Consider the following 20,402-nt stretch of genomic DNA (forward strand, 5'->3'; position numbering starts at 1 on the left):
CGATCGGTTCTCATGGTGCGGCGTGGACTCGAGGAGCAGTTTCGATGCCGCAAATATCCGGCGATTGCCGCGATTGGTCAATGAAATGGCTATCCATATTTGCGGGCCGCGCGCGGGGGTGCTTCTCCCGGCGCAAGTGCCGGCAGGCAGATTCGTCTCGTGCGCCCAGCGATCGTCGATAGGCCGCGCTCCTGTAGGGTGGGCAAAGCGAAGCGTGCCCACGATTTGCTTGTAATTGGAGAGAATTCGTGGGCACGGCGCAAGTGCGCCTTTGCCCACCCTACGATTCGTGCTTGCGGAGAGAGGCCCCTCTCCCCGCAAGAGCGGGGCGAGGGAGCACTGACGTTCACCACATCGTCGCGGCGGCGCGCTCCGGCCAGATGCGATCGTACTCCGCGCCGCCGACCTGGTTGTCGCTCATCTCGGCGAGGATCTGGCCCGGCGTCGGCAGCGTCTTCGGATCGATACGCTTGTCGGGATTCCAGAGGTCGGAGCGGACGATGGCGCGGGCGCACTGGAAGTAGATCTCGTCGACCTTCATCACCATGACGCTGCGCGGCGCCTTGCCTTCCACCTTGAACGAGGCCAGCAGCTCGGGATCGATGGATAGATGTGCGCGACCGTTGGCACGAACCGCATTGCCGGAGCCGGGGATCAGGAACATCAACGACACCCTGGGATCGCGCACGATGTTGCGCAAGGAGTCGACACGATTGTTGCCGCGGCGGTCCGGCAGCATCAGCGTGTTGGGATCATGAATCCGGACAAAGCCGGGCAAGTCACCACGCGGCGAGCAGTCGATGCCTTCCGGTCCGATGGTGGCAAGCGCGGCGAACGGCGCCTTCTCGATGAAGATGCGGTAGAGCGGCGTGACGTGGTCGGCGACTTTCACGGTCGAGGCGTCGTTGGTGGCGCCGTAGATGGCCTCCAGCTGTTCGATCGTTTCAATCACCGACATTCCGTTCTCCCTGCTGTAGTGGCTAATCGTGCCAGCCTTCGTTCCTGATCACGCGCACGAGCTGGCGGGCGTGATACTCGGCGCTGCCGGCATTGAGGATGGTGACATCCGCCTGCGCCGACCTGTCGTCGACGCTGCGAGTGAGGCGCTCGGCGATATTGCCGTCGCTCTGTCGCGCGCGCGCGGCCAGCCGCGCGGCCAGCACATCCGGCGGCGCCGTGATCGCGACCACCACGACGTCGGCGTAGGCCTGGCGCAGCGCACCGATCACCGTGCGCGAGACATTGGCGACGACCGTGCGGCCGGCGCGGATATCCTCGTTGATGTCGAGCGGCAACGCATAGGAATGCCCGTGCGCGTCCCAATGCACGGCGAAGTCGCCATGCTCGCACGCGCCGCGGAATTGGTCGAAGCCGAGCGCGACATTGTCTTCGTCGGCGGAGGATTCACGCGTCACGATTCGGCGCGGGAAGACAATGTCGTGATCGTCAACGCAGGCCGCCTGCGCCAGCCGCAGCAGCGTGTCCTTGCCGGCGCCGCTGGGACCGACCACGAGCACGAGCCGGCCGGGACCGATCGCGCCCGCGTCGTCCTGCGCCATGGCCGGGATCTCGCTCATGCGACGCGGCTTCCTTCACGCCAGACGCTGCGGACGACGGGAACACTGCCGGCAACATGCACGCGAATGAGGTCGGCGCGCTTGCCGATCGCGACCTCGCCGCGGTCGGTGAGGCCCACCGCTTCCGCGGGCGCCTTCGTCACGGTGCGGATCGCCGCGGGAAGGCCGATCGCGGGCACATGCTCGGGCAATTGCAGCGCTCCCATCAGGAGGCTCGACGGGATGTAGTCCGACGACAGGATGTCGAGCAGGCCTTCGCGGGCGAGATCGACCGCGGCGATGTTGCCGGAATGCGAGCCGCCGCGCACGACATTCGGCGCGCCCATCAGGATGTCGATGCCAGCCTCGTGCAAGCCGCGCGCGGCCTCGAGCGTGGTCGGGAATTCCGCCACCGACACGCGGTCGCGCACGGCGTCCGCGACGTTCTCCTCGGTGGTGTCGTCGTGGCTCGCGAGCGGGATCTTGTACTGATGCGCCAGCGACACGATCTCGCGCATGTTGGTGGCGGCATAGAGCTTCTGATATTCGAAGCGCTTTGCGAACAGTTCGTCGAGCTCGGCATCGGTCTTGCCGCCGCCCTTGCCGCGGTAATAGTCACGCAGCTTGACCTCGTCGCGGAACTGACGCTGACCGGGGGTGTGGTCCATCAGCGACATCAGCTTGACGTCGGGACGGTCGATCAGCTCCCTGGCCTCCTCGACCACGCTCGGCATCGGGATTTCGCAGCGCAGATGCAGGAAGTGGTCGGCGCGCAGCAGGCTGGCGTCGCGCGCGGTCGTGATCGCGGCGGCGAGCACGCCGGCCCGGCCGTCCACTTCCTCGGCGCCGTCCTCGCGCCAGACCCGAAGCGAATCGAACACGGTGGTGATGCCCGAAGTCGCGAGTTGGCCGTCGTAGGAGATGACGGCGGCAACCGGATTCCAGAACACCTTTGGCCGCGGCACGTAATGGGCTTCGAGATGGTCGGTGTGCAGCTCGATCAGCCCCGGCATGATCAAATCGCCGCCGGCATCCTCGGCGCCCGCAGGCGCAGTCCCATCGCCGATCTCGGCAATGCGCCCGTCGGCAAGAGCGAGCCAGCCCTGCTCGATCACCCGGTCGGCCAGCACGATCCTGGCGTTGGCGATCACAATGTCCTTCGGCTTGGCGTTCATTTCCATGTCCCTCAGGCCGCGGCGGCGAAGCTGGTGACGTCGACGATGCGGTCGGCAATCAGATGACGGATTTCGTCGTCATGGACAATGGCGACCATGGCGACGCCCTGGCGTTTCTTCTCGGCGACCAGCTCGACCACGACGGCGCGGTTGGCGGCATCGAGCGAGGCGGTCGGCTCGTCCAGCAGCAGGATCGGCAGGTCCGAGATGAAGCCGCGCGCGATGTTGACGCGCTGCTGCTCGCCGCCGGAGAAGGTCGCGGGCGGAAGCTGCCAGAGGCGCTCGGGGATGTTGAGGCGGTGCAGCAGCTCGCCGGCGCGGGCCTGCGCCTCAGTGCGGGCCATGCCGTTGACGATCAGCGGCTCGGCGACGACGTCGATGGTGGCCACGCGCGGCACCGCGCGCAGGAACTGGCTGACATAGCCGATGGTGGAGCGGCGGACGTTGAGGATCTGCCGCGGCTCGGCGCTGGCCAGATCAATCACCGCGCCTCGATGGCGGATGCCGATGCGGCCGCTATCGCAGCGGTAGTTGCCGAAGATCATTTTCAGGATCGAGGACTTGCCGGCGCCTGATGGCCCGGAGAGCACGACGCACTCGCCGGGATTGACCTGGAAGGTCACGCCGCTGACGACCGGCAATTCGATGCCGCCCTGCAGGTGCATGGTGAAGGTCTTGTTGGCGTCGGCAACGTCGATCATGGCGGTCATTGGGCGGCTCATCTGAGAAATCTCATGGCGGCAGAATCGAGGAGACGAGGAGTTGCGTATAGGGCTCGCGCGGATCGTCGAGCACCTGATCGGTGAGACCGGTTTCGATGACCCGGCCGCCCTTCATCACCATCACGCGGTGCGACAAGAGCCGGGCGACCGCGAGGTCGTGGGTGACGATGATGACGGCGAGATGCAGCTCGGCGACGAGGCTGCGCAGGAGGTCGAGCAGGCGCGCCTGCACGGACACGTCGAGGCCGCCGGTCGGCTCGTCCATGAACACCAGCCGCGGCTCGGTGACGAGGTTGCGCGCGATCTGGAGGCGCTGGCGCATGCCGCCGGAATAGGTGCGCGGCGCATCGTCGATGCGCGCGGTGTCGATCTCGACGCGGGTGAGCCAGTCGGAGGCAGTCTCGCGGATGCGGCCATAGTGATTCCACCCCACCGCCATCAGCCGCTCGCCGACATTGGCGCCGGCCGAGACCGCCATGCGCAAGCCCTGGGCGGGATCCTGATGCACAAAACCCCAGTCGGTGCGGTACAGGAAGCGCCGCTCGGCTTCGCCGAGCGAGGCGAGATCGCGGGCGACACCGTCGCGCATCCGATAGGACACATGGCCGCCGCTGGCCGCAAGCTGGCCCGACAGCAGTTGCAGCAGCGTCGACTTGCCCGAACCTGATTCGCCGACGATCGCCAGCACCTCGCCGGGATAGAGCGAGAAGGAGACGTCGCGGCAGGCGGCGATGCGGCCGAAGGATTTGCTGAGGGAGGTCGCGACCAGCAGCGGCTGGTCGTTTTCGAGCGCGGCCTGATCAACCATTGGTGCCTCCTTGCGCCTTCTCCTTGTACGGCGCGGCACTGAGGCTGCCGTGATGGCCGGCGGCCTGACGGCCCTCGCAATAATCGGTGTCCGAGCACACGAACATCCGCCCGCCCTTGTCGTCGGTGACGATCTCGTCGAGATAGGAATTCTCCGCGCCGCACAGCGCGCAGGGCGCGTTGAAGCGGTAGGGTTCGAACGGGTGATCCTCGAAATCGAGCGACACCACCTGCGTATAAGGCGGGATCGCATAGATGCGCTTCTCGCGGCCGGCGCCGAACAATTGCAACGCCGGGCAATTGTCCATCTTGGGATTGTCGAATTTCGGCGTCGGCGACGGATCCATCACGTAGCGCGCGTTGACCTTGACCGGATAGGCGTAGGCGGTGGCGATGTGGCCGAAGCGGGCGATGTCCTCATAGAGCTTCACATGCATCAGGCCGTATTCGGCGAGCGCATGCATGCGCCGCGTCTCGGTCTCGCGCGGCTCGAGGAAGCGCAACGGCTCCGGGATCGGCACCTGATAGACCAGCACCTGGTGCTCGCTCAGCGTCGCCTCGGGGATGCGGTGGCGGGTCTGGATCACGGTCGCCTCATCCGTCGCCGTGGTCGTGGCAACGCCCGCGGTCTTGGCGAAGAATTTTCGGATCGAGATCGCGTTGGTGGTGTCGTCGGAGCCTTGATCGATCACCTTCAGCACGTCGGCGGGACCGAGGATCGCAGCGGTGACCTGCACGCCGCCGGTGCCCCAGCCGTAGGGCATCGGCATCTCGCGGCTGGCGAACGGCACCTGATAGCCGGGAATGGCGATCGCCTTCAGGATCGCGCGGCGGATCATCCGCTTGGTCTGCTCGTCGAGATAGGCGAAATTGTAGGCGGGCGCGTTCATTCCGCGGCTTCCTTCATGGCGTCAGGCGCCTGGGCATCGGAAAATTCTTGGCGCAGCTTGCGGAGCAGGCCGAGCTCGGACTGGAAGTCGACATAATGCGGCAGCTTCAGATGCTCGACAAAGCCGGTGGCCTGGACGTTGTCCGAATGCGACATCACGAATTCTTCATCTTGCGCGGGGGCGAGTGCCTCCTCGCCGAGCTCGCGGGCGCGTAGCGCGCGATCGACCAGCGCCATCGACATCGTCTTGCGCTCGCTCTGGCCGAAGGCGAGGCCATAGCCGCGGGTGAAGCACGGCGCTTCGGTCGCGGAGCCCTTGAACTGGTTGACCATCTGGCACTCCGTGAGCTCGATCGAGCCGAGCGGCACGGCGAAGCCGACGTCCTCCGCCAGGAATTCCACCTCGACCTCGCCGAAGCGGATCTCGCCGGCGAAAGGATGGTTGCGGCCATAGCCGCGCTGGGTGGAATAGCCCATCGCCAGCAAAAATCCTTCGTCGCCGCGCGCGAGGTTTTGCAGGCGCAGATCGCGATCCGCCGGGAAATTCAGCGGCTCGCGGGTGAGATCGCCGACGCTGGCGCCCTCTTCGGCCTGCGGCGAAGATTCGATCAGCCCGTCGCGGCCGAGAATGTCGGTCACGCGCGGCGTTGGCGCCGTCGACGCATCAGCCGTTGCCGGCGCTTCCGGCACAAAGCCTTGCGCGAGCGCGGGATCGAGCAGGCGGTGGGTGTAGTCGAAGGTCGGCCCGAGGATCTGGCCGCCCGGAATGTCCTTGAAGGTCGAGGACACCCGCCGCTGCACCCGCATCGCGCCGGTATCGACCGGCTCGCTGGCGCCGAAACGCGGCATCGTGGCGCGGAAGGCGCGAACCAGGAAGATCGCCTCGATCAGGTCGCCGCGCGCCTGCTTGATCGCGAGCGCCGCGAGCTCGCGATCATAGAGCGAGCCTTCGCTCATGACACGGTCGACGGCGAGCCCAAGCTGCTCCGAGATCTGGTCGAGCGTGAGCTCCGGAACGCCTCGGTCGCCGCGCCGCTTATCTGCGAGCAGGCGATGGGCGTTCTCGATGGCGCGTTCGCCGCCTTTGACTGCGACATACATGCTTCTAGCTTCCCTTGCTCACGATGCGCGTGGTGCGGGGGATCGCGGCCACGGCGTCATCGGCGACCAGCACCACATCGATGCCGCGCGGAAACAGTGCTTCGTTGACGCGCAGGCGCTCGAACAGATCGAACGGCTTGACCGACGCCTGGAGCATCGCGGCGCCGTCGATGCCGGGACCGCGCAGCTCGAAGCTGCGTCCTGCGTCGAGGCTGTCGACCTGGAGGATCAATGTGGTGGACCGATCCGGATATTCGCTGGTGCCGAGCGCGAAGCGTTCGAGCGGCGGCAGCGCACCGCCGTCACTGATCAGCGCAAAGCTCGCGATGGAGGAATCCTGCACCACCGGCGCGCCGGTGTGGAACTTCAGCCATTTCACCACGTCCGGGCTCTCCGCCATCCGCGCGTCGAGCCAGAGCGGCGTGTCGTGGTCGAACAGCGTCAGCGCGATCGCGGCGGTGCCGCGCATCATCGTTTCCGGCTTGCCAGCCATCGGCACGATGCGCTGGACCGAGCCCGGCCGCGCCATCGCGTCCATCACCGAGCGAAAGGTCGATTGCGCCGACAGCACCTTGTCGGCGAAGCCCGGGGGCAGTTCCGCAATCGTGGTCATGATCTCACCCCTCACCGCGCACCATGGTGTAGAAATCAACCTTCGTCGCGGCGGTCTCGGCCGCCGCCTGCTTCCGGCGAATCATAAGCTGCTCACGCAACGGCGCGATTACGTCCCGCTCCACCGCTCCGCCGAAATCCCGGGACTGAACCAGCGCGTCGCACAGCGCGATCAGCCGCGCTTTCTCGCCGTCGCGCCCGAGCGTGTAGCCGAACCCGACCTCGCCGCTCGCCAGCCGGACCGCAACGCGCGACACCGTGGCTTCGCCGAGATTGAACGGCGCGCCGTCGCCGCCGACCCGGCCACGCAGCATGACGAGGCCGTTTTCGGGCGCACGCAAATCCTGATGGGCCGGGACAGCCAAGTTGCGGAGGCGGGCGGCGATCTCGCCCGCCTCCGCATGCGCCAGCACGGCCATGGCGGCCTGGCGCTGGGCTTGCTGGTTGTTGTGCTGGGTCACCTGATCCACCGAACCTTTGACAGAACTTGCCGCATCGAAGTTGTCTATGATAATAGACAACTTCATACGGGAGCGCCATGACTGTTTCGTGACAAAGCTGTGATTTCTGGAGTAGGTTGCCGCAACATGAGCATGCAGGACACCGCCTCCTCCGGCGTCGCGCTATGGCGCCTCGTTGCCGACGGCATCGAGCGCGGCATCGCCGATGGCCGCTTCGCGGCCGGCGACAAATTGCCGGGCGAGATGGAAATCGCCGAAACCTATCGGGTGAACCGCCACACCGTGCGGCGCGCGCTGGCAGCCCTTGCCGAGCGCGGCCTCGTGCGCGCCGAGCGCGGCAGCGGAACCTATGTCGAGGCACAGAAGCTCGCTTATCCCCTGCGCTCACGCACCCGCTTCTCCGAGATCGTCGGCGCCGGCGGCCGCGAGCCGCGCGGGCAGCTGATCGAGGCGACCGACGATGTCGCGACCCGTGAGCTGGCGCGCGAGCTCGGCTTGAAGGCCGGCGCGCCGCTGGTGCGGATCGAGGCGATTCGCCTCGCCGACCGCACGCCGATCTGCGTCTCCACCACCTGGCTGTCGGCGGAATTATTTCCGGGTGCCGGCGCCGTGTTCGCAGCGACGCGCTCGATGACGAAGCTGCTGGAACATTACGGCGTCCGCGACTATCGCCGCGGCGCGACCCGGATCACCGCCGGCATCGTCGACGCAACCGACGCGGCCCGGCTCGATCTGGCGCTGGGACGGCCGATCCTGGTGGTCGATGCGACCGACCACGATCTCGACGGCAAGCCGCTGATGACCAAGCATTCGCGCTTTGCGGCGGAGCGGGTGGAGTTTCTGGTGGAGTCGTAGGGGCTTCTCTCTCCACGAGAGCCGGAATCCTAGGGTGGGCAAAGGCGCACTTGCGCCGTGCCCACGATCATTCTCGATCGTCAGAGGACGTGGGCACGCTGCGCTTTGCCCACCCTACGGCACCTTTGATCAGGCGACAGCCCGCCGCCCGATAATCGCAAAGCGCAGCTTGCCCGAGATGAAATCGATCGCGGCGACCGCGACCAGGATCATCAGGATCAGGAACGACACCTTCTGCCATTCCAGCACGCGGATCTGCTCGGCGAGCTGGAGGCCGATGCCGCCGGCGCCGACGATGCCGATGATGGTGGCCGAGCGGGTGTTGGATTCGATGAAATAGAGCACCTGCCCGGCGATCACGGGCAGGACCTGCGGCAACAGGCCGAAGCGGATCTCGTGCAGCGGGCTGCCGCCGGAGGCGCGGATGCCCTCGACCTGCTTCTGGTCGGCGGCCTCGATCGCCTCCGAGAACAGCTTTCCGAAGGCGCCGAAATCCGATACCGCAATGGCAAGCACGCCGGCGAACGGGCCAAGCCCGACGACGTTGATCCACACCAGCGCCCAGATCAGCGTGTCGACGCCGCGGATCGAATCCAGCACGCGGCGCACGGGAAAGCGCAGGAGCTTCGACGGCACCACGTTGCGCGCCGCGAGCAGGCTGACCGGAAGCGCGAATATCGCGGCCAGCGTGGTGCCGAGCAGCGCGATCGACAGCGTCTCGCCGAGCGCCTTCAGATAGATCGGGAGCGACGATCCGGGGTCAGGCGGGATCATCATCAGGCTGATCCAGCCGAGCTGGCTGAGACCTGCGAAGAATCGCGACGGCGAGAAATCGAGATCGACCAGGCCGTAAATGAGGATCGCGAACGCCGCGACGATCATCGCCGGCGTGGCAAGCCGCGCCGAGGCCGGACGGTCGAACACATCGGGATAGCGCGCGCGAAGCTCTCGCGTGTCGACCGCCTGCTGCCTCGTCACGTCCGCGCCCCCTTGCCGAACAGGCGGCCGCGCAGCCAACCGGTGCTGATGTCGATGATGAACACGGTGACGATGATGGTGAGCAGGATCGCGCTGACGTCAGAGTAGTAGAACTTGCGGATGGCGACGACGAGCTCCTGGCCGATGCCGCCGGCGCCGACGAAGCCCATCACGGAGGCTTCACGGACGTTGATCTCGAAGCGCAGCAGCGCGTAGCTCGCATAGCCCGCGGTCACCTGCGGCACGACGGCGAACCGCATGCAGGACAGCCAGCTCGCGCCGGTCGAGCGGATGCCTTCGACCGGCTTCATATCGGCGTTCTCGACGATTTCCGAGAACAGCTTTCCGAGCGCGCCGGTGGAGTGGATCGCGATCGCGAGCACACCCGCCATCGGTCCGAGCCCGAAGGCGATCACGAAGATCAGCGCGAACACGATGCCCGGAACGGTGCGGGCGAATTCGAGCAGGCGCCGGACGACGAAGCGCAGCCAGGGTGCGGGCGAGGTGTTTTCAGCCGCGAAGAAGTTCAGACAAAATGCCAAGGTCGCGCCGATCAGCGTGCCGACATAGGAGATCAGCAGCGTCTCGCCGAGCATCTTCAGCCATTTGCGCCAGCCCCAGAGCCACTCGCCGACATCGGTCCAGACGCGCTGGCCGTTGTCGAGCGTGAGGATGCGGTCGAAATAGCTGATGAAATTGCCGAAATAGGTGAACAGCGTGCGCAGATTCACTTCCGCGCCGACCGCGGCGAGAAGCAGCGCGGCGGCGAAGACCGCGATCCCCAACAGCAGGCGGAGCCGCCTGCGCCCGACCGCCTGGCGATAAGCGGCGTTGAGCACGGCAAGCTGCTGCTCGGGGAGGATCGAAACCGCTGTTGTCATCGGCCTGAGCCAAGTTCCGTCAAAGAAAGAGCCGGGTCCAAGGACCCGGCTCCAGTTACATCGCCCTGAGATCAGGACGCCTTCTTCTTACGCAGCGCATCGACGAACTTGATCAGCTCGATCGTGCCATCCCAATCCTTGGTGGTGGCGGGATGAAAGCCCTTCTTCTGGCCGTCGGAGAGGCGGTCGAACGCGGCCTTGTCCTTGGCCGGCGCGTCGAAGAACGCCTTGGCGATAGCGGCCTTGGCGTCTTCCGGCAGGTCGGAATTGTAGGCATAGGGGCCGTTGATGATCGGCGCCGACTTATGGATGATTCGGAAGTCGTCCTTCTTCATCGCCGAGCCGTCGGCATTCTTCAGCATGCCCTTGGTCAGCATCTGCGCCAGCGTGGAATCGTCGTCGCTGGTCCACTGGTTGGCGGCAACGTCGACGGTGCCCTGCGACAGCGCCAGCATCGCGTTCTCGTGACTGCCGGTGAAGACGACCTTGCCGAAATAGCCGTCGGCATCGGGGATGCCCATCTTGTCCAGCTCGAAGCGCGGCACATTGTTGCCGGAGGTCGAGTTCGGATCGACGAGGCCGAGGTTCTTGCCCTTGAGCTGGTCGACGCTCTTGTAGGCGCTGCTCGCCTTGACGAAGAACACCGAATAATAGCCGGTCGAGCCGTCGGCGTTGATGTCGTTGGCGAAGGCGTCGGACTTGACGCCGGTCAGGCGGGCGCGGGCGAACGAGGCCGAGCCATAGCTGGCGATATGGATGTTGCCGGCGCGCTGGCCCTCGATGACGGCGGCGTAGTCGTTGGCGATGCGCAGCGTGACCTTCACGCCCAGTTCCTTGGAGAGATAGCTCACGAAAGGCGCCCAGCGCTCGGTGACGCCGGAGGCGTTCTCGGCCGGGACGACCGCAAAGGTCAGCTCGGGATATTTGGCTTTCCAGTCTTCGGCGGAAGCCGACGAGGCGAAGGCGAGCGCCGCGGCGCCGGCAAGAACGAGTCTACGAGTGATCATGATACCCTCTTCATCGGTTGGGGTCGGTTGACGCAAAACTTGCAACTCAAACAGGCGCGACGCGGCTCAGGCGGCGGCCGCCGTTCCAAGTGCCGGGACGCCCGCGGGCGCCGGGTCAGGCATGGTGCCCATGACGTCGGCGGCTTCGAGATCGTATAGCTCGCGCGCGACGTGGTCGGTCAGTGCGGCCGGCGCGCCGTCGAACACCACCCGGCCCTGCGCCATGCCGATCAGGCGGTCGCAATAGCTGCGCGCCAGATCGAGCGAATGCAGATTGCAGATCACGGTGATGCCGAAATGCTTGTTGATGCGCAGCAGCGCATCCATCACGATCTTGGTGTTGCGCGGATCGAGCGATGCGATCGGCTCGTCGGCGAGGATGATGTCGGGCTGCTGCACCAGCGCACGCGCGATCGCGACGCGCTGCTGCTGGCCGCCGGAAAGCTGGTCGGCGCGCTGGGCCGCGAGCGACGCGATGTCGAACTGTTCGAGCGCGGACATCGCCAGCGCCTTGTCCTGCTCGGGCCACACTTGCGACAGCGAGCGCCAGGCCGGCATCGTCGCAAGCCGTCCCATCAGGACGTTGGTGAGGACGTCGAGCCGGCCGACCAGGTTGAATTGCTGGAAGATCATGGCTGAGCGCGCCCGCCACTGCCGCAGCTCCTTGCCGCGCAGCGCGGTGACGTCGATGCCGTCGAACAGGATGCGGCCCTGCGTCGGCGTCGCGAGACGATTGATGGTTCGCAGCAGCGTCGACTTGCCGGCGCCGGACCGTCCGATCACACCGACGAAGCCGCCGGGGGAGACTTGAAACGAAGCGTCGTCCACCGCGGCTTTCGCGCCGAAGCGACACGTCAGACCTTCCACCACCAGCATGCAGGACTCCAGATTAGCTGGAGCCAACCGCTAACGCCCGCGCTTGACACTTGTGTGACACGGGCGTTGCAGTGCGGCGATGCTACACACCTCATCCCCTGTCATCACCGCGTCATGACATCGTCATCAAGCCGCTCGAAGAGGAACGCCCGCCCTCGCACTTCCGGATGCAACATGGCCGCCAAAACTCTTTCGGTCCAGCCGACCATCGATCCCTCGGCCAAGCTGCATGAGACCAGGCTCGGCGCCTATACCGAGGTCGGCGCGCGCACCATCCTGCATGAAGTGGCGATGGGCGATTACTCCTATGTCGTGAACGATTCCCAGATCACCTACACCACCATCGGAAAGTTCTGCTCGATCGCGGCCATGACGCGCATCAATCCCGGCAATCATCCGATGCACCGCGCGACCCAGGCGCATTTCACCTATCGCTCGAGCGCCTACTTCGAAGGCGAGAGCGACGACGCCGAATTCTTCGACTGGCGGCGCCAGCATCACGTCCATATCGGCCACGATGTCTGGATCGGCCACGGCGCGATCGTGCTGCCGGGCCGCAACATCGGCACCGGCGCGGTGATCGCGGCCGGCGCCATCGTCACCAAGGACGTGCCGGCCTACGCCATCGTCGCCGGCAATCCGGCCCGCATCGTGCGGCGGCGTTTCTCCGAGGAGATCGCCGGAAGGCTCGCGCGGCTCGCCTGGTGGGACTGGGATCACGACAAGTTGCGTGAAGCGCTGCCCGATTTCCGCAAGCTCGGGATTGAAGATTTTCTTGCGACATACGAAGCAGGGGCGGCTCCCCTGACCAGATCCCTTACCAGCAAACGAAACGCGGTCGCGTGACAGACATTTTCCTTGAAGGCGGCCGGGCCCTGATCGGCGCCGAACTCGTCGAAACGTCATTGGCGGTGTCGGGACAGGACATCGCGCAGGTCGATGCCTCACGGGGCCGGGCGCGGCTGATAATCGATTCACGCAACCTGCTGGTGCTGCCCGGCATCGTCGATCTGCATGGCGATGCCTTCGAGCGGCAGATGATGCCGCGCGCCGGTGTCGACTTCCCGATCGACGTCGCGCTCGCCGACAGCGATCGCCAGGCGATCAGCAACGGCATCACCACCGTCTTTCACGCCACCACCTGCTCGTGGGAGCCGGGCCTGCGCAGCGCCGATAACGCGCGCGGCCTGATGGAGGCCATCGAGCGGCAGCGTCCGCAATTCGCCGCGGACACCCGCTTCCATCTGCGGCACGAGACCTACAATCTCGGCGCCGAGGCCGAGATCAGCGAGTGGCTCGACGAAGGCCGGGTCGACCTGTTCGCTTTCAACGACCACATGGACGGCACGGTCGCCGACATGGCCAAGCCGCGCAAGCGCAACCGCATGGTGGAGCGCACCGGGCTGTCAGCTGAGGAATTCGACCGGCTGGTCGAACGCGTGGTCTCGCGCGCCGACGAAGTGCCGGCTTCGGTTGCGCGGCTGGCCGCTGTGGCGCGCGCAGCCGAGGTGCGGATGCTCTCGCACGACGATGCGACGCCGGCGATGCGCCAGGAGTTTCGCGAGCTCGGCGCTGACATCGCGGAGTTTCCGATCAACGAGGAGACGGCACGGGCGGCAGCAAGCCACGGCGATGCCATCGTCTACGGCGCGCCGAACGTCGTGCGCGGCGGCAGCCACACAGGCTGGACGAAGGCCTCCGACATGATCGCCAAGGGGCTCTGCTCGGTGCTGGCGTCGGACTATTATTATCCCGCGCAGCTGCTCGCCGCGTTCCGCCTCGCCGCCGATGGCGTGCTGCCGCTGACGGAAGCCTGGAATCTGGTCTCCGCCGGCCCGGCGCGCGCCACCGGCCTTGCCGATCGCGGCGTGCTCGCCGAAGGCCGCCGCGCCGACATTCTGTTGGTCGACGACAGCGTGAAGCTGCGGCCGCGGCTGATCGCGGTGATCGCAGGCGGAAAGCTCGTCCATCTCACCGATGCGACGCGGCTGCTCACTGCTGTGGCGACGCCCCGCGAGGCTGTCGTCGCGGCCTAAATTGGTTATGCTGAGGCGATGACAGGTTTTCCCCGCTACGCGATCTATTTTGCCGCCGGCAGTGACAGCGCGCTGTCCCGCTTCGGCGCCGAGTTGCTCGGCTACGATGCCTACACCGGCAACGAATTGCCGTTCCCGCGTGATGCGCTGCATGTCGCGCCGGACTGGCGCGACGTCAGCGCCGATCCACGCAAATACGGCTTTCACGCCACGCTGAAGGCGCCGATGGCGCTCGTATCAGACAGGACCGAAGCGGAACTGATGGCCGCCTGCGCCGCATTCGCCGGCAAATCGCGGCCGCTTGCCGTGATCCGGCCCGTGGTCGATGCCATCAGCGGCTTCATCGCCGTCATTCCGGCCGAGCCGGTCGAGGCGCTCCAGCAGCTCGCCGCCGATTGCGTCCGCGAATTCGACTCGTTTCGCGCCGCGCTGTCGGCGGGCGATCGGGCGCGGCGCAAACCCGAGAAACTCAGCGAGCGGCAGCGCGACTATCTCGACCGTTGGGGCTACCCTTACGTGATGGAAGAATTCCGCTTCCACATGACGCTGACGGGGCGGCTGGATGCCGAGCGCCGCGGACCGATCCTGGAGATGCTGAGGCCGCGGTTTGCGACGCTCGGTCTCGATACGCTGGCGATCGACCGCATCGCGCTATTTCGGCAGGATGATGCGGCGGCAAGATTCCACATCGTCGACGAGTGGCCTCTGGCGCGATAGACCTCAGCGCCAGCTCGCAAGATTCAAGGCGAGCGCCACCGCGCCAACCAGAACGAGGCTGGCCGCCCAGACTGCATCCAGATTGAACCAGCTTCGCGAGACGAACCTCAATCCAAGATGGCGGTAGACCAGCCACGCCAGACATCCGCCGGCGCCGACCATGGCGGCAACATGCACCAGGGACACCAGCACCGCCATCCCCAGACTTGTCTTCATCAGCGCGCCCGCCGCTTCATGGCCGGCATCGAATTCGAAGGCCTGGCAGAGCCCGAGATAGATCGGCACGAGCATCAAGGCGGCGCCGTGAGCGATGGCGACGGCAAATGACCAGAGCGCCAATTGCGTCGGCGGAATTCGTGCCAGCGCGCGGGGATGACGCCGCGCGATCAGCCGATAAACGCCGAAGCCGATGACGAGAAGGCTCGCGCCAATCTGGATCGAACGCTGCCACTCGGCCAGCACGAGCAGGAACGCGAATGGCAGCAGCACGAGAAATGTTGCCAGGAGATGCCCGGCCGACAGGGCCCACAACGCACGAAAGAGCGCGCGCGGGCTCTTGTCCATGAGCCCGGCCGAAACGGCAAGCGGCCATCCCATCCCCGGATTGACTCCGTGATAGAGGCCGCTCGCGACAAGGGCGAGCCACAGCCAGCCAAGCGCCGGGCTCGCGTGCCCACCATCTAGACCGACGGGTAGCAAAAGGAGTCCGTCGAACAATCGCCGCCCTCCAGCCTGATCTGGTGCGCACGATAGCCGTCCGGGAAGCTCACGAAATAGTCCTTGTCGAGCTCGAGGCCGCCGTTGCGACCGACATTGGCCATCACCTCCACGCCCGGAACCCCATCGGGATAGAACTGGTCGTCCCAGGTGGAATAGAGCGAATTGGTCCAGTACACGCGCCTGCCGTCGCGGCTGATCTCGACCATTTGCGGGCCGGCCGCAAAGGACTTGCCATTCGGATGCGCTGTACGGCGTGCGATGCCGCCGATGTGGACGGAGCCCGCAAGCTTCGGCTTTCTGGGATCGGTGACGTCGTACTGGCGCATTTCACCGGTGCCCCAGCACGACACATAGAGAAACCGGTCATCCATCGACAGGTCGATGTCGGTCACGAGCGGCGGCACGGCGCCAAATCCCTGCAGCAGCGGCGGGAGATTCTCCTTTGGCGCGGGTTCGGGCGGGATCGTTGCCGTCTTCTCGGCGTGGAATTTCCCGCCTTCGCGCCACCAGGTCCAGATCGATGCTTCGAGATTGGTGGTGTCGACCACGACGCCCACGAAGCCGTATTCGCGAACCGGATCGTGCGCAGGCCGCACCTCGAGCGCCATCTGATGATTGGCGCCAAGGTCGATGGTCTGCACGTTGCGCCGGGCGCGAAGATCCCAGAAGTGGAGACGATGGCCATATTTATTCGCCAGCAGATCCTCCGGGACGATCCCGTTCTCGAACTGCGGCGGCAAGGCCCATTCGCTCGTCACCATGTAATCGCGCGGCAGATTCCACCAGAAGTCATAATGCAGCGCCTGCGGACCGCGGTCGATCTCCCATCGTCCGAGGACCTCGAACGTCTCGCAATCCATGATGAAGACGCCTGGTGGCCCGTTGGTGCCGTCCTTACCGCCACCACCCAGCGTGCTCACGTAAATGCCGTCCGGCCCGCAATGGATGGTGTGCGGCCGCGAATAGCCGGTCTTCTTGAAGATTTCCTCGGGCTCGATGATCTTGTGGATCTTGGCTTTGGTCGGATCTGGCTTGGTATCGATGATGTAGATCCGCGACGAACGGATTCCGGGGATGATGAGATAGCGCCGCTCGATGAAGGCATGTCCGGCGAGCGGCGACAGAGCGGAGGAGCAGGCATTCCAGCCGAAGTGGTGAAACTCATCACCCTTGTTGGGCATCGTCACGGTGTGGACGATCTGGCTGTAGGTCGGCGATCCCGGCTTGACGTCGATGACCGCGAGAGCATCCGGCTTCGAGAAATCCGGACTGAGCAGCAACGTGTAGGCGAAGTTCTCCGCAGGTGCTTCCATCGCAAGCCTGGGCGATGCGTGAAATGTGGGATCCGGCCTCATCGTCATGGCACTGCCTCCCTGTTCTGTCGGTTCGCGCCAACCTGGCTCGGGATAACGGCATTATGAAGAGGTGTTACACGATGTCTCGAGATGCTCCGCGGGGCCTGGTTGGCGAACGTACCCTACTTCATCGCCGGGCTGCGGGAAACGGCCGAACCGCGCTAATTCGACGCCTTCAGCCAACTGGGGAAGCTGGCGAGTGAGGCTGGAGGGCGGGCCTCACACTCGATGTCGTCCCCGCGAACGCGGGGACCCATAATCCCAGGGAGTGGTTATCAAGCGAGCTGCCAACTCCGAGTCTTCGCCACACTTCTCTCTGTGGCTATGGGTCCCGGATCTACGCGCGCTTGAGGCGCGCTTGTCCGGGACGACACTGAGTGTTTGGTACCGCTACTTCCCCCACCGCAGCGCCAGCGCGTCGCGCTCCTTGGCGAGTTCCAGCAGGCCCGCGCGCGTGGCCGGATGCAGCGGCTGCAAGGGGTGGCGCACCGCGTCCGACTTGATCACGCCGCCGGCCTGCATCATCGCCTTGCAGGCGATCAGGCCGCATTGGCGGTTCTCGTAGTTGATCAGCGGCAGCCAGCGCTCGTAGGCGGCCTTCGCTTCCTCGCGCTTCCCGGCGAAATAGGGATCGACGATCTGGCGGATGCCGTCGGGATAGCCGCCGCCGGTCATCGCGCCGGTGGCGCCGGCGTCGAGATCGGCGAGCAGCGTGATCGCCTCCTCGCCGTCCCAGGGGCCCTCGATGTCCTTGCCGCCCGCCTCGATCAGGCTGCGGAGCTTTGAGGCCGCGCCCGGCACCTCGATCTTGAAATAGCGGATGTTGGCGAAGTCGCGCGCCAGCCGCGCCAGCAGCTCGACCGACAGCGGCGTGCCCGCGACCGGCGCATCCTGGATCATGATCGGAATGGTGATGGCGCCGGAGAGCACCTTGAAGAATTCGACAATGCCCTTCTCAGGGACGCGGAAGGTCGCGCCATGATAGGGCGGCATCACCATCACCATCGCGGCGCCGGCGGCTTCGGCCTGCTGGCTGCGCGCGGCGCAGACGGCCGAGCTGAAATGCGTGGTGGTGACGATCACGGGAACCCGGCCCGCGACATGCTCCAGCACCGCATGCATCACGGTTTCCCGCTCGGCATCAGTGAGCACGAACTGCTCGGAGAAATTGGCGAGGATGCAGAGGCCGTTCGAGCCGGCATCGATCATGAAATCGATGCAGCGGCGCTGGCCCTCGAGGTCGAGCTCGCCGCGCTCATCGAAGATGGTGGGCGCGACCGGGAACACGCCGCGATAGGGGCGCTGGGCCTTGTGTGGGGTGACCGGCATCGAACTCTCCATCCCTGATCTGTCTTACGTCTGGCGCCGCATAGGTGACGCGGCGGCACAGATGTAGCCGCCGGAGGGACCTGCGGCAATGCCGAACGCGCGACGTCAGATGGAGAAACTGAAGCGAAACTACGCGGTCTTGACCGCGCCCAAAAAGCCCTCGACCGCGACGCGGAGGCGGTCGGCGTCGGCCGACATCTTCTTGACGGATTCCGACAAGACCGTGCCGGCGTTGCCGGTCTCCTGATTGAGCCTGGCGACGCTGCCGATGGTGTCGGTGACTTCCCGCGTGCCCTGAGCGGCCTGCTGGAAGTTGCGCGAGATCTCGGTGGTGGCCGCGCGCTGCTGCTCGACGGCGGCGGCGATCGCCGTCATCTTCTCGTCAATGCCGCTGATGGCGCCGCCGATGGCGCGGATCGCGGTCACGGCCTGGCCGGTGGCGCCCTGGATCTCCTCGACCTGACGCGAGATCTCTTCCGTCGCCGTCGCCGTCTGTGCGGCGAGGTTCTTGACCTCGCCCGCGACCACGGCAAAGCCCCGGCCCGCTTCGCCGGCGCGCGCGGCTTCGATGGTGGCGTTCAAGGCCAGAAGGTTGGTCTGGCCGGCGATGGCGTTGATCATCTTCACGACCTCGCCGATGCGGCTTGCGGTCTGGTCGAGGATCTCGACCGTCGCATTGGTCTGCTCGGCCTGCGACACGGCTTCGCGAGCCTCTCGCGCACTCGACTGCACCTGCGCGGAGATCTCGCCGACCGATGCGGAGAGTTCCTCGGTCGCCGCCGCGATGGTCTCCAGATTATTGGTGGCCTGCTCGGCGGCGGAGGAGACCGCGGCGGTCTGGCTGCTCGATTCCGACACCAGCGAGCGCACGCCGGTTGCGGTGGCATCGAGCTCCCGCGTCGAGGCCACAACGCTATGAATCACCGCCTGCACGGTGTCGTCGAAACTGCGGCAGGCCTCGTCGACGGTGCCGGAGCGGGCCAGTTGCAAGGCCTGCTGCGATTCGCGCTCCCGGCCCAGGCGCTCTGCGGTCGCCGCGCTCTCGCGCAGGCTTTCGAGCGCCGCGGCCATGGTGCCGAATTCGTCGGGATGCCGGGATTGCGGCACCGGCGTCGCGTAGTCGCGCGCGCTGATGCGGGCGATGGCGTCGAGAATGGCGCGCACCGGGCGCATCAGGCGATTGCGCACCACGAACACACCGGTCAGCGTCACGGCAAGCGCGAGCAGAAACGCGAGCGATTGGACGATGAGGTTGGTGAGGGCTTTCGCCTGAACCATCTCGGCACGAGCGATCGACTGGTCGAGGGCCTTGTTGGCGACTGCGACGATGGGCGCGAAGGGCGACTGGCACAGCGCGTTCCATTCCGCGGCGGGCATCGCCGGCTTGCCGCTGCCGTCGAAATTCCGGGTGAGATCGCCGATCTGCTTGAGCACGCCGTCGGTCTTGGCCCGCGCCTCCTTCGCCGCATTGACGAGGTCGGCCGTCACGTCGGGCGCAGCCAGCAGCTCCTCCATCCCGGTCCAGCCGGCGGTAACGATGCCGTTCCAGCTCGCCACGGTCTGCTTCTGGGTCTCGTCGAGCGGCTTGCTGGCATTGACGTTCGGGCGCAGCGTCGAGCACTGGATGCCGTAACGGTCGCGCACCTGCCAGGCAAGGCGGCGGGCCTGGATCATGCGTGCGATGAAGGGGTCGTTCATCCAGGCGCGGTTCGACACCGCGGTGGACGCCAGGTTGGCGGTATCGATCACCTTGGTGACGGCATCGTACCAGGGTGCGGTGCGTTCCATCTTGCGTTCGGCACGCGGCAGCTTGGCCTCGTCGTAGAACAGCTGGAATTTCGGGGCGGCCTCGCTCCAGCGCTGCTTCAGCGTGCTTGCGAGTTCGTCGCGGCGGGCAAAGTCGACGGTCGAGAGCGCCGCGACGATGGAATCATGGCCGGCCTGCTCGGCCTTCTCGGCAGCACCGAGCTTGGCGCGCGGATCGTCCTCGCCAAGCAGCGCGCTCTGAGCATCGCCGCGATTGTTACGCAGCGCGAGCACGCCGTGGAAGATCGCCTTGTCGGCATTCGCGAGACGTTCCGTCTCGAGACTCTCGCTGTAGCGGCCCAAGGCCCCCGCCATCTGGAACGCCGTCGAGGCCAGCGCGCCGACGGCCAGCAGGGCCATCAGCGTCAGGAGAAGCGAGCTTACCGATTTCTTAAACATTGCCATGGGTCGGGGGCCTACTCTTCACGAGCGGCCACCTTGCATCGCGACATGCCAAGGTTTGGTTAAGACTTTAATCAAATACCTGCGGTTGTGCGCGGCCGCGCCTCCTGGGCTGGC

At 65.9% G+C, this 20,402-nt stretch carries 21 protein-coding genes; 4 read left to right on the forward strand and 17 right to left on the reverse strand.

The annotated features are described in order from the left end of the window. Positions 1-346: 346 nt before the first annotated feature. Genes XI04_RS33780 through phnG form a run of 9 tightly spaced genes read right to left on the reverse strand, consistent with a single transcriptional unit; the run spans position 347 to position 7,332 of the window. On the reverse strand, positions 347-958 hold the full coding sequence (locus tag XI04_RS33780; RefSeq protein WP_038972214.1) for a pyridoxamine 5'-phosphate oxidase family protein: 612 nt from the start codon (positions 956-958) through the stop codon (positions 347-349). A gap of 22 nt (positions 959-980) precedes the next feature. Further along, positions 981-1,577, reverse strand: coding sequence for a phosphonate metabolism protein/1,5-bisphosphokinase (PRPP-forming) PhnN (phnN, locus tag XI04_RS33785; RefSeq protein ID WP_271610205.1), 597 nt, complete (start codon positions 1,575-1,577; stop codon positions 981-983). After that, on the reverse strand, positions 1,574-2,731 hold the full coding sequence (locus XI04_RS33790; protein WP_038972216.1) for an alpha-D-ribose 1-methylphosphonate 5-triphosphate diphosphatase: 1,158 nt from the start codon (positions 2,729-2,731) through the stop codon (positions 1,574-1,576). Before XI04_RS33790 ends, phnN begins: the two co-directional genes overlap by 4 nt. A gap of 11 nt (positions 2,732-2,742) precedes the next feature. Continuing rightward, complete coding sequence (phnL, locus tag XI04_RS33795; protein WP_173015762.1) at positions 2,743-3,441, reverse strand: phosphonate C-P lyase system protein PhnL; 699 nt, start codon at positions 3,439-3,441, stop codon at positions 2,743-2,745. Between the two features lie 22 nt (positions 3,442-3,463). Next, entirely contained in the window at positions 3,464-4,261 is a 798-nt protein-coding gene (phnK, locus tag XI04_RS33800) for a phosphonate C-P lyase system protein PhnK (RefSeq protein ID WP_038950664.1), read from the reverse strand. Next, positions 4,254-5,150, reverse strand: coding sequence for an alpha-D-ribose 1-methylphosphonate 5-phosphate C-P-lyase PhnJ (locus XI04_RS33805; protein ID WP_271610206.1), 897 nt, complete (start codon positions 5,148-5,150; stop codon positions 4,254-4,256). Before XI04_RS33805 ends, phnK begins: the two co-directional genes overlap by 8 nt. After that, positions 5,147-6,250 carry a carbon-phosphorus lyase complex subunit PhnI gene (locus XI04_RS33810; RefSeq protein WP_271610207.1) on the reverse strand — a complete coding sequence of 368 codons (1,104 nt, stop codon included), beginning with the start codon at positions 6,248-6,250 and terminating at the stop codon, positions 5,147-5,149. Before XI04_RS33810 ends, XI04_RS33805 begins: the two co-directional genes overlap by 4 nt. A gap of 4 nt (positions 6,251-6,254) precedes the next feature. Beyond that, positions 6,255-6,863 (reverse strand): phosphonate C-P lyase system protein PhnH, encoded by a 609-nt coding sequence (gene phnH, locus XI04_RS33815; RefSeq protein WP_028140768.1) that lies wholly within the window; start codon positions 6,861-6,863, stop codon positions 6,255-6,257. Positions 6,864-6,867: 4 nt separating this feature from the next. Next, positions 6,868-7,332 (reverse strand): phosphonate C-P lyase system protein PhnG, encoded by a 465-nt coding sequence (gene phnG / locus XI04_RS33820; RefSeq protein ID WP_271610236.1) that lies wholly within the window; start codon positions 7,330-7,332, stop codon positions 6,868-6,870. A gap of 117 nt (positions 7,333-7,449) precedes the next feature. Between phnG and phnF the strand changes: the two genes are divergently transcribed. Next, positions 7,450-8,178 (forward strand): phosphonate metabolism transcriptional regulator PhnF, encoded by a 729-nt coding sequence (phnF, locus tag XI04_RS33825; RefSeq protein WP_018321223.1) that lies wholly within the window; start codon positions 7,450-7,452, stop codon positions 8,176-8,178. Between the two features lie 129 nt (positions 8,179-8,307). Here phnF and phnE (XI04_RS33830) read toward each other — a convergent pair whose 3' ends face one another. The 4 genes from phnE (XI04_RS33830) to phnC form a co-directional block, all read right to left on the reverse strand. Next, a complete protein-coding gene (gene phnE / locus XI04_RS33830; RefSeq protein ID WP_038972222.1) occupies positions 8,308-9,156 on the reverse strand; it encodes a phosphonate ABC transporter, permease protein PhnE in 849 nt (282 codons plus the stop codon). Further along, entirely contained in the window at positions 9,153-10,037 is an 885-nt protein-coding gene (gene phnE / locus XI04_RS33835) for a phosphonate ABC transporter, permease protein PhnE (protein ID WP_038972223.1), read from the reverse strand. Before phnE (XI04_RS33835) ends, phnE (XI04_RS33830) begins: the two co-directional genes overlap by 4 nt. 71 nt (positions 10,038-10,108) lie before the next feature. After that, entirely contained in the window at positions 10,109-11,044 is a 936-nt protein-coding gene (gene phnD, locus XI04_RS33840; RefSeq protein ID WP_028140773.1) for a phosphonate ABC transporter substrate-binding protein, read from the reverse strand. Between the two features lie 66 nt (positions 11,045-11,110). Then, a complete protein-coding gene (gene phnC / locus XI04_RS33845; protein ID WP_028140774.1) occupies positions 11,111-11,920 on the reverse strand; it encodes a phosphonate ABC transporter ATP-binding protein in 810 nt (269 codons plus the stop codon). A 174-nt stretch (positions 11,921-12,094) separates the two neighbouring features. Between phnC and XI04_RS33850 the strand changes: the two genes are divergently transcribed. The 3 genes from XI04_RS33850 to XI04_RS33860 are packed head-to-tail and all read left to right on the forward strand — an operon-like array spanning position 12,095 to position 14,673. After that, positions 12,095-12,766 (forward strand): transferase hexapeptide repeat family protein, encoded by a 672-nt coding sequence (locus XI04_RS33850; protein ID WP_028140775.1) that lies wholly within the window; start codon positions 12,095-12,097, stop codon positions 12,764-12,766. Beyond that, entirely contained in the window at positions 12,763-13,956 is a 1,194-nt protein-coding gene (locus tag XI04_RS33855) for an alpha-D-ribose 1-methylphosphonate 5-triphosphate diphosphatase (RefSeq protein WP_271610208.1), read from the forward strand. Before XI04_RS33850 ends, XI04_RS33855 begins: the two co-directional genes overlap by 4 nt. Before the next feature lie 18 nt (positions 13,957-13,974). Next, a complete protein-coding gene (locus tag XI04_RS33860) occupies positions 13,975-14,673 on the forward strand; it encodes a DUF1045 domain-containing protein (RefSeq protein WP_038950654.1) in 699 nt (232 codons plus the stop codon). 3 nt (positions 14,674-14,676) lie between these two features. Here the strand turns inward: XI04_RS33860 and XI04_RS33865 are convergent, their stop codons facing one another. From XI04_RS33865 to XI04_RS33880, 4 genes are all read right to left on the reverse strand, one after another. Beyond that, on the reverse strand, positions 14,677-15,270 hold the full coding sequence (locus tag XI04_RS33865; RefSeq protein WP_028140778.1) for a hypothetical protein: 594 nt from the start codon (positions 15,268-15,270) through the stop codon (positions 14,677-14,679). 83 nt (positions 15,271-15,353) lie between these two features. Beyond that, positions 15,354-16,754: a selenium-binding protein SBP56-related protein gene (locus XI04_RS33870; RefSeq protein WP_038950652.1), complete on the reverse strand. Its 1,401-nt coding sequence runs from the start codon at positions 16,752-16,754 to the stop codon at positions 15,354-15,356. Positions 16,755-17,138: 384 nt separating this feature from the next. Beyond that, positions 17,139-18,077 carry a dihydrodipicolinate synthase family protein gene (locus tag XI04_RS33875; RefSeq protein WP_028140780.1) on the reverse strand — a complete coding sequence of 313 codons (939 nt, stop codon included), beginning with the start codon at positions 18,075-18,077 and terminating at the stop codon, positions 17,139-17,141. A 129-nt stretch (positions 18,078-18,206) separates the two neighbouring features. Next, on the reverse strand, positions 18,207-20,288 hold the full coding sequence (locus tag XI04_RS33880) for a methyl-accepting chemotaxis protein (protein ID WP_212475063.1): 2,082 nt from the start codon (positions 20,286-20,288) through the stop codon (positions 18,207-18,209). Positions 20,289-20,402: the final 114 nt, after the last annotated feature.

The organism is Bradyrhizobium sp. CCBAU 11430 (assembly GCF_028128855.1).
GTDB classification, from domain to species: Bacteria; Pseudomonadota; Alphaproteobacteria; order Rhizobiales; family Xanthobacteraceae; genus Bradyrhizobium; species Bradyrhizobium ottawaense.